The sequence below is a fragment of the Mesorhizobium sp. M1334 genome (assembly GCF_040317995.1).
Classification (GTDB): Bacteria; Pseudomonadota; Alphaproteobacteria; order Rhizobiales; family Rhizobiaceae; genus Mesorhizobium.
The window spans coordinates 84074-91751 of sequence record NZ_JAMYLM010000021.1; the positions used below are offsets into that span (position 1 = coordinate 84074).

The 7678-nt window shown below is 60.7% G+C and carries 7 protein-coding genes and 1 pseudogene; 1 reads left to right on the top strand and 7 read right to left on the bottom strand.

Annotated elements, in window-relative coordinates:
• Positions 1-15: 15 nt before the first annotated feature.
• Genes NKH17_RS26620 through NKH17_RS26630 form a run of 3 tightly spaced genes read right to left on the bottom strand, consistent with a single transcriptional unit; the run spans position 16 to position 2975 of the window.
• Entirely contained in the window at positions 16-999 is a 984-nt protein-coding gene (locus NKH17_RS26620) for a sugar ABC transporter substrate-binding protein (protein WP_352808141.1), read from the bottom strand.
• A gap of 39 nt (positions 1000-1038) precedes the next feature.
• Positions 1039-2244 carry a mandelate racemase/muconate lactonizing enzyme family protein gene (locus tag NKH17_RS26625; RefSeq protein WP_352507682.1) on the bottom strand — a complete coding sequence of 402 codons (1206 nt, stop codon included), beginning with the start codon at positions 2242-2244 and terminating at the stop codon, positions 1039-1041.
• An 11-nt stretch (positions 2245-2255) separates the two neighbouring features.
• On the bottom strand, positions 2256-2975 hold the full coding sequence (locus tag NKH17_RS26630) for a FadR/GntR family transcriptional regulator (protein WP_502895628.1): 720 nt from the start codon (positions 2973-2975) through the stop codon (positions 2256-2258).
• A gap of 367 nt (positions 2976-3342) precedes the next feature.
• On the opposite strand from NKH17_RS26630, the gene NKH17_RS26635 reads away from it, so the two are divergent.
• Positions 3343-4332, top strand: a complete 990-nt coding sequence (locus NKH17_RS26635; protein ID WP_352899923.1) for a Tim44 domain-containing protein — start codon at positions 3343-3345, stop codon at positions 4330-4332.
• 146 nt (positions 4333-4478) lie between these two features.
• Here the strand turns inward: NKH17_RS26635 and NKH17_RS26640 are convergent, their stop codons facing one another.
• The 4 genes and pseudogenes from NKH17_RS26640 to NKH17_RS26655 all read right to left on the bottom strand — a co-directional run bounded on the left by NKH17_RS26640 (position 4479) and on the right by NKH17_RS26655 (position 6819).
• Positions 4479-5558: an AI-2E family transporter gene (locus tag NKH17_RS26640; RefSeq protein ID WP_352808140.1), complete on the bottom strand. Its 1080-nt coding sequence runs from the start codon at positions 5556-5558 to the stop codon at positions 4479-4481.
• 245 nt (positions 5559-5803) lie between these two features.
• A pseudogene (locus NKH17_RS26645) lies at positions 5804-6214 on the bottom strand (PIN domain-containing protein).
• The gene (locus tag NKH17_RS26650; protein ID WP_352808139.1) at positions 6211-6447 is read right to left on the bottom strand and encodes a plasmid stabilization protein; all 237 of its coding nucleotides are present in this window, start codon (positions 6445-6447) and stop codon (positions 6211-6213) included. The pseudogene NKH17_RS26645 and the gene NKH17_RS26650 overlap by 4 nt, the downstream one beginning before the upstream one ends.
• A gap of 36 nt (positions 6448-6483) precedes the next feature.
• Complete coding sequence (locus NKH17_RS26655; protein WP_352808138.1) at positions 6484-6819, bottom strand: helix-turn-helix domain-containing protein; 336 nt, start codon at positions 6817-6819, stop codon at positions 6484-6486.
• Positions 6820-7678 lie beyond the last annotated feature (859 nt).

Below are 7678 nucleotides of genomic sequence, written 5' to 3' on the forward strand. Positions count from 1 at the left end.
CGCCGGCTTCGCCGCCTACCGCACGCCTTTTGCGGCCAGTTCCTTGAGCTTCGGCACGTCTTCCTTGACGATGATGCCCTTGCCGGTGTCGATGTCTGCCGGCAGAAGACCGACGTTCTTGGCGAGATAGGCTTCCATCACCGGCATGAAGCCCTGCATGTAGGGCTGCTGGTCGACCTGAACCTGGATATAACCCGCTTCCATCTGTTGCAGGACTTCCGAGACGATATCAAAGCCGCCCATCAGCACCTTGCCCGGCTCGACGCCGCGATCGATCAGCACCTGGGCGACATATGCATGCCAAAGGCCGGTGTCGAAATACACCGTGGTGTCCGGGTGGGCAGACAGATAGGCGCCAACACGATCGGCGACGACGGCGCCATCTGTGCCGGTGTCGAGCCGTTCGATGACTACTTCGCGTCCGCCATTCGCGGCCTTGTATTCCTCAAGGAACTTCATGACGCCGGCTGCGCGCTGTTCCGACCAGTTCTGACCGGGCGCGGAGACGCCGACGAGCGCCCTGATCTTGCCTTCCTTGGGGAAGAACTCGGACATCTTCTTGCCGAGTTCGTAGCCGGCGGGAATGAAGCCCTGGCCGATGAAAGCCTGGCGGGCATTGCCGGCTGCACCCTCGGTGTCGTCGACGTTGGACGCGATGACCGTGACGCCGGCAGCGCGGGCGTCGGCGATGATCTGGTCGAAGGCATTGTTGTCGACGATCGAGGTGATCAGCGCGTCCGGTTTTGCCGCGAGTGCCGCCTGCATGTTGGCCGATTGTTGCTCGATCGAGCCTTCGGTCTGCGTGAAGACCATCTGGCAATTGGCCTGGATCTTGGCGCAGGCATCGTCAAACCCCTTCTTCACCGCCTGCCAGAACGGGTTCGACGCCGACGAATGATGCGTGAAGACGATGTTCATCGGCTCCTGCGCGCGTGAGCCGATTGCCGAGCCTCCAGCCAGTACTGCTCCCAAGGCTGCCGAGATAAGTAGCTTCTTCATGGTTCTCCTCCTCCGTAGAAAGCTGCTTCAGGTTCATTTTCAGAGAGTCGATGCGTCAGTCACCCGTCGAAGCGCCGTGAAGGCGCGATCGATCTCCGGGTTCAGTTCCATGCCGAGGCCCGGTCCGGGAGGCACGGTGATCATGCCGTTCTTCACCTGCGGCAAAGCGGTCACAAGGTCGCGGTACCAGGTCTTGTAAAAGGCCCTGACACTCTCCTGGACAAGCGCGTTCGGCGCATTCAGCGACAGGTGGGTCGATGCGCCGAGCACCACTGGACCGGTGCAGTCGTGTGGCGCGACCGGCAGGTGCCATGCCTCAGCCATGGCAGCGATCTTGCGCGCCTCCGAGAGCCCGCCGCACCAGCTGATATCGAGCATGATGACACCGGCCGCTCCAGTTTCGAGAAGGTCGCGGAAGGCCCAGCGGGAACCGAGCGTCTCCGAAGCCGATATCGGCGCCAGCGAAGCCTCGGCATAGCGTTTCAGGCTGGACAGGCTGTCCATCCTGATCGGATCTTCGTGCCAGAAGGTCTTGTAGGGGGCAAGCTCGCGAGCGATCTGGATGGCCGGCAGCAGCTGCCACATTGAATGGAATTCAACCATGATGTCCATCTTGTCGCCGACCGCATTACGGATTTTCTCGAATGGCGCCAGCGCGGAATTCAAGTCGGGCTGCGATATATACTGGCCGCGCGTTTTCTCGGCGGCCATGTCGAACGGCCAGATCTTCATGGCCGTGATGCCTTCCTCCAATAACGAATGCGCCAGTTCGTCGGCGCGGTGAAGGAAGCCGTTCAGATCATCATAGGCGTCGCCGGGCTTATCGAGCCCGTAGTTGGCCGTCGTCTGGCCCGTGGCCTTCTTGATGTATTCGGGTCCGGCACAGGTGTTGTAGGTCCTGATCTCGTGCCTGGTGAACCCGCCGAGGAGCTGTGTGATCGGCTGACCCGTGGCCTTTCCAAACAGATCCCAAAGCGCGATGTCGAAAGCGGAATTGCCCCTGACTTCCGCGCCCGTCGATCGGAAACCGAGATAGCCGACAAGATCGGCGGCGAGCAGGTCGATCTGCAAGGGGTCGCGACCGATCACGCGCGGCGCGACATATTCGTGCAAATAGGTCTCGACGGTCTCGGCCATGAAGAAGGTCTCGCCCAGTCCCACGAGGTCTTCGTCCGTGTGAACCAGGACCCAGAGAAGGTTCGGCCGCTCCTTGAGCCGCAGCGTTTCCAGTTTCGCGATCTTCATTGCCCCCGTCCTCAGGCGATGCCGGCCGCCAGCAGGGCCTTGACGCTCTCGTCAAAATGCCTCGCCATCAGGTCGCGAGCAGACTGGGGATCACCGGTCTCGATTGCTTCGGCGAGCTCGATATGGATCTGGATCATCTCCAACTGCTCGGCATCCGAAGGGCGGCTGCGCCAGCCGATCGGCCAGGTCTGGCGCGATACGCGCTCGAACGCGCCTACGATGAGGCTAAAAACCGGATTCTTTGCCGCCTTGGCGATTTCGAGGTGAAAGGCGAGATCGTGCTCCATGACCTGTTCCGGTCGCTGGAAATTCTCGCGCATGGCAAGCGCGTGCGCCCTGATCCTTTCCACTTCGTCGGCGGTTCTGCGCAAAGCCGCCAGCATGGCGGTGCGGGTCTCGATCGTGCGGCGCACGTCGTAGATTTGCTGCACCGTGATCTGCTCGGTGTGGACACCATGCTCGATCACCAGCGACATGGCGCCATAGTCCAGCTCGGCGACGGTAGCCCGCCTGCCTGCCCTGAGGTCGATAAGCCGCATCGCGGCGAGCGAGCTGAAGGCCTCGCGCACCACAGTACGCGAGACGCTCAATTGCCTCGAAAGCGCGGCCTCGCTGGGCAGCCGGTCGCCTGGTCCGAGTTCATGCGTGCGGATGTGGCGCGTGATCTCGCCGATCGTATTGCTGACCAGGCTCGCTGCGTCGGAATGTTTTGCGGCTACCACCGTGCTCACGCGATCTCCAGTTCAGAAGGCAAACCTGTATGGCAGGTTTTGCAGAGGTGTTGTTAGTACCTAGAAAAGCTGTATGTCAAGCTCAAGTCATTGCCGGGAGACCGTCGGCATCGTCGCCGGAAGAGCGGTGACCCGACGCTTGCATATCCGCTGCTCTTGATGCGACAGACGGCGGTCGGCCGGGTGCGGCGCGCCTGCATGATCGGACAGGCAATCATCTCGCTTGGGCAGGCTGGACAGTCTCATCGTGAACCCCGGCGGGCGCCCGACCATGCCGTCGGAAAATATCTCAGCGGACTATTCACTGATATTTCGATCGACGCACCCCATATGGGTGGACAGATTGTCACTTGAGGATTTGCCTATGCTGATTTCGCGTTGGGGACGGATTGCAGTTTTGTTCGCCGGATTGTTCCTGGCATTTTCGACGGTCGCTGTGGACCATGCCGATGCGCGCCGTGGCGGCAGCTTCGGCAGTCGCGGCATGCGCACTTTCCAGCCGGTCCCGCCGACCAGAGTCGCGCCGCAACCGGCCGCACCGGTCGAGCGCTCGATGACGCCTAATGCGGCAACGAACAATGCGGCCCGTCAGCCGCAGGCATTCCAGCGCCCAGGGTTCTTCAACGGCCTCGGCGGATCGATGATGCGGGGGCTGCTCGTCGGCGGTTTGATCGGCGTTCTTCTGGGCCATGGGTTCGGCGGCTTGGCCGGCATGTTGGGTCTTTTGCTCCAAGTCCTGCTGATCGGCGGCGTCATCATGCTGGCGATCCGCTTTTTCCGCTCGCAATCGACATACAACCCAGCGCCCGCTACGGCCGGTGCCTCGCGGGGCACCGGGACCTTTGGGCGAAACGCAGCAGCTGGGCCCGAGCCGAGCAACGGTACAACTTTCCCCATTCCAGGCATCGGGTCAGGATTTGGCGGAACGAGCCAAGCCAACGCTTCCGATGAGATCACACTCACGCAAACCGACCTCGACACGTTCCAGCAACGGCTGACGGAAGTTCAGGAGGCATTCGGGCGCGAAGATCATGCTGCTTTGCGCCGGTTGGCGACGCCCGAGATGGTGTCCTATCTGTCCGAGGAACTTGCCGACAATGCCAAAAAGGGCGTCAGGAACGACGTGTCGGACGTCAGCCTGTTGGAGGCCGATATTGCGGAAAGTTGGCGGGAGGGTGACCGCGACTACGCGACGGCTGCTTTGCGCTATGAGTCTCGCGACGTAACCCGCGATCGCAGCAGCGGCAAGATCGTTGAGGGCCAGGCCGATCAGCCGACCGAGACAACCGAACTGTGGACCTTCATGCGCCAGAACAGCGGGGACTGGAAGCTCGCCGCAATACAGCAGCCGAGCTGATGTGCTTGCCTTGATTGAACTGTCTGGCCCAGAGTTGTTCAGGTTTCTCGCTACCGCTCGAAGGCCAGCCCGCCCCTTCCGCGCGCTTGATCTTGAGTATGGTGCGGTCAGAACACGGAACTCATGAGCAGCCCTTGTCTTCGTGGTCAATCCGTCACGGGCTGATGCGGTAGCTCGGTAGGGCGCGGCGGCGCCGACTTGGGCGGATCAGTCAATCGGTTCTTCAGAACATCAATGAGGCTGATGGTGATGGCGATCACCGCCGGGCCGAGGACAAGGCCGGATGCCCCAAACAAGACAATGCCGCCGACCGAGCCGACAAAGGCCACGACCGTGTGGAGGCGTAACCGATTCCCCACAAGCATCGGATAGAGCAGATTGTCGATGCCGCCGACAATGACGCCGCCCCAGACGGTCAATATCGCCGCGCTGGCCCAAGCCCCCTCCAGCGCGAGATAGACCGCTGCGGGCACCCAGATCACAAATGCCCCGAGCACAGGCACTATGGCAAGAAGTCCCATGACAAGGCCCCAAAAGACTGGGGTCGGCAGGCCGAGCCACCAGAACATCAGGCCACCCAATGTTCCCTGGACGGCGGCGACGAACACGGTGCCGAGCAGTGTTGCATGGACGGTCTCCGCAAAGCGGGACAAGATGTATGCTGTCTCCGGAGCGCGCAGGGGCGAAAGGCCCGCAACGGCTTGCAGGGCATGTTGGCGATCGCGCAGAAAATAGAACAGAAGATAAAATGTCAGCCCGAACATCGCGACCTGATAGATGGAGCCACGCAACAGCGAGGTGCTTTGTCCAGTCAGCCATTGTACGAATGCTGCGACGGAGCCGGCCGGATCGAATTGGTTCTCGATCCATTGGGCAATGACCGAAAGCGTGGGATAGCCAGACATGAAGCCGTCTGCATCCCAACCACGGATGACCTCCTCCAGATAAGTCGCTCCGTTTACCGCCTCGCGAACGAGCTGTTGTGCGACGAGTGCCAGCGGCAGCCCGACAGCAATCGCCGCGACGCTTACCGATATCAGCGCTGCCAGGTTTCGATTTCCGACCCGTCTCTCAACCCAACGATGAGCCGGAGACAGAATGACTGCCAGGACGAGAGCCCAGGTCAATGCCGGCAAAAAAGGCCACGCAAGCAGATAGCAGACATACAGACCGATCGCTGCGGCTGCCAGAACGCCGAGCAATCTCAATTGTTTCACGTCCGGCATCTGTTTCAGATCAGCCCCTCTCGGGTCTCGCAAGCCCAGCGAGCCTAATTGGTTTCTCAAAAAAAGGGCAGCGTCGGTTGCGGGAGCCTTCCGGCGAGGCTGCCGAGGAGGCGCTTCGAGTGATCTTGAGGGGATTTGACGGCATGCAATCGAACCTGATGTCGCTCGCCTGCGCTTTGACGGCCTTTCAGCTCGTCTGTGACTGGCAGATGGGGCTTGAGCAAAAGCGACGACAGGAAAACGTCTCAGAACTCCCACGGAGATGTCAGAACGAGTCCTTCCGTCTCGAAGTCAGTCAGATTGCGCGTGGCGAGGCGGCCACCGTTTACTCGAGCGATCGCCGCGATCATGCCATCGGGTGCCGACATGCCGCGTCCCTGGCGAGCAGCAGCACCCATAATTTCCCATAAACCAGCGCAGCTTCTTCTCTCAGACCGAAGGTGCGGTCTGCGAAACGCCGGCGCCAGTCCGCCAACCCTTGGTCCAGCCGTTCGGCACGTTGATCCGGTCTTATCTTCTGGATGCCGAAGGCGATCTCGGCAATCGTCACGGTTGGAAGCGCGAGTTCGGCATCGTATCGGATCAGCCAGGCAATGACTGCGTCGTCTGGGGTCTTTTTCAACGTTTCGGAAACTACTGGTATCGACGAAGATCAAAGCTCGACGCCTCGATTCGGCCGGCGACTCTCACGGATCACCACCTCAAGGTCGATGTCTGTGCCGGATTGCGCTGAAAGACGCAGATAGAAGGCAGAAGCAGGCTCGCGACCGGCCTCGCGGACGTCGTAGGATTCGAGGGCGCGCTCGACCACCTCCGCAATCGAGCGGTTTTCACGGCGGGTAAGCCGGTGTGCAAGATCACGCGCCTTATCGCTGCGGACAATAGCCACCTTTTTCCTCCAATGTGGAGACGGATCGAAAGTTCGTCAAGTTAGGTAAGTCCGTAAGGTTCGACAGCCCTTACTCCAACCACCGCAAATCACACAATCCCCCAGGCCCGCCCCCCTTCCCGTCATCTCACGCAGGCCGAGTTCGCCCACGAGATTGAGCGCGCCCTGCTTCGAGATCTTTAGTCGCTCCTGGATAAGAGCCGTGGAGACAGCCGGTCTCGACAGCACCAGCTCGACGAGGTCGGGCAGCTTTGAATTCGCGCGTCTCTCGCGCAGCCGCCGCTCCATCTGCATTCTGGCCATCGTCAGCCGATCGTGCTCCTTCAACCCGGCCAGCGCGGCGTCGCGGATGGCGTCAACAAAAGCCAACAACCGGAGCGATTGCGCGCACGCCTTCGCTCCCGCGCAATATTCTTGGCGCCGACATGCAGGTTGGCGAGAGGTTGGCGGCAAGACCTTCCTGCCGCAGCAGCGCAGCCACGAGAGCGGCCCGAGCCGTGCAACGCGGACCTCGGCCGACAAACGGCACCGAACCGCTGGATTAACCGAGGCCCTAGGATTTCCTGAGGCTGGCGTATGATGGGAAACGAAGGGGCACGGGGGTCTTCGCGAGCGGGTTATCCGATCCCCCGCTCAGAAATTTCTAACAAACATTCCAGACGGTTACGGCTCAGCATTGTACGATTCTTACATCCTGTTGATGGCGGTCAGGGAGAGAGTACTGTCCTCTCTTCGGCGTGCCCCTTGGGGATGGTCGGATGAGTGTCGCTCAAATTGTCAGTCCAATTCTACATGAGGCTATTGCTGCACTCCTGAACGGGGCGGCTCGCGGAGACATTGTCTCGATCAAGGCTGCAATAGAACGAGTCCGTGTGACTGCGCCTAGTCTGCGGGCATCTGACGAAGAGCTAACTGAGGCTATCCTTGAGGTAGCTTCCGCCACTGGCCTGTTCGTGTGTTTCGACGGCCGGGAGTAGCTGTCAGCCACGCGCCTCACTAGGCCGCCTAACGTTCCCGCCCAGCATTCCAGGAATTTTGCTTATCGCGGCCCCGCAAGACGGGCGCGCCGTCCTGCTTGATGTTCGTGATTAGCAGGAACAAATCCGCTCGCGGTGCAGTTCGGTCCTCTTAAGCATGCAGGCCCGAACATGGCTGAAATCGATAAAGCCAAACAGAAGGTTATTGCCGAAGTTGTGCGGCGGTGGATCACTTCAGAGGTAATCCGCAATCA

Excerpts from the sequence above, each read along its gene's own strand:
- NKH17_RS26625 (WP_352507682.1), bottom strand. The coding sequence starts at position 2,244 with ATGAAGATCGCGAAACTGGAAACGCTGCGGCTCAAGGAGCGGCCGAAC.
- NKH17_RS26620 (WP_352808141.1), bottom strand. The coding sequence starts at position 999 with ATGAAGAAGCTACTTATCTCGGCAGCCTTGGGAGCAGTACTGGCTGGA.
- NKH17_RS26640 (WP_352808140.1), bottom strand. The coding sequence starts at position 5,558 with ATGCCGGACGTGAAACAATTGAGATTGCTCGGCGTTCTGGCAGCCGCA.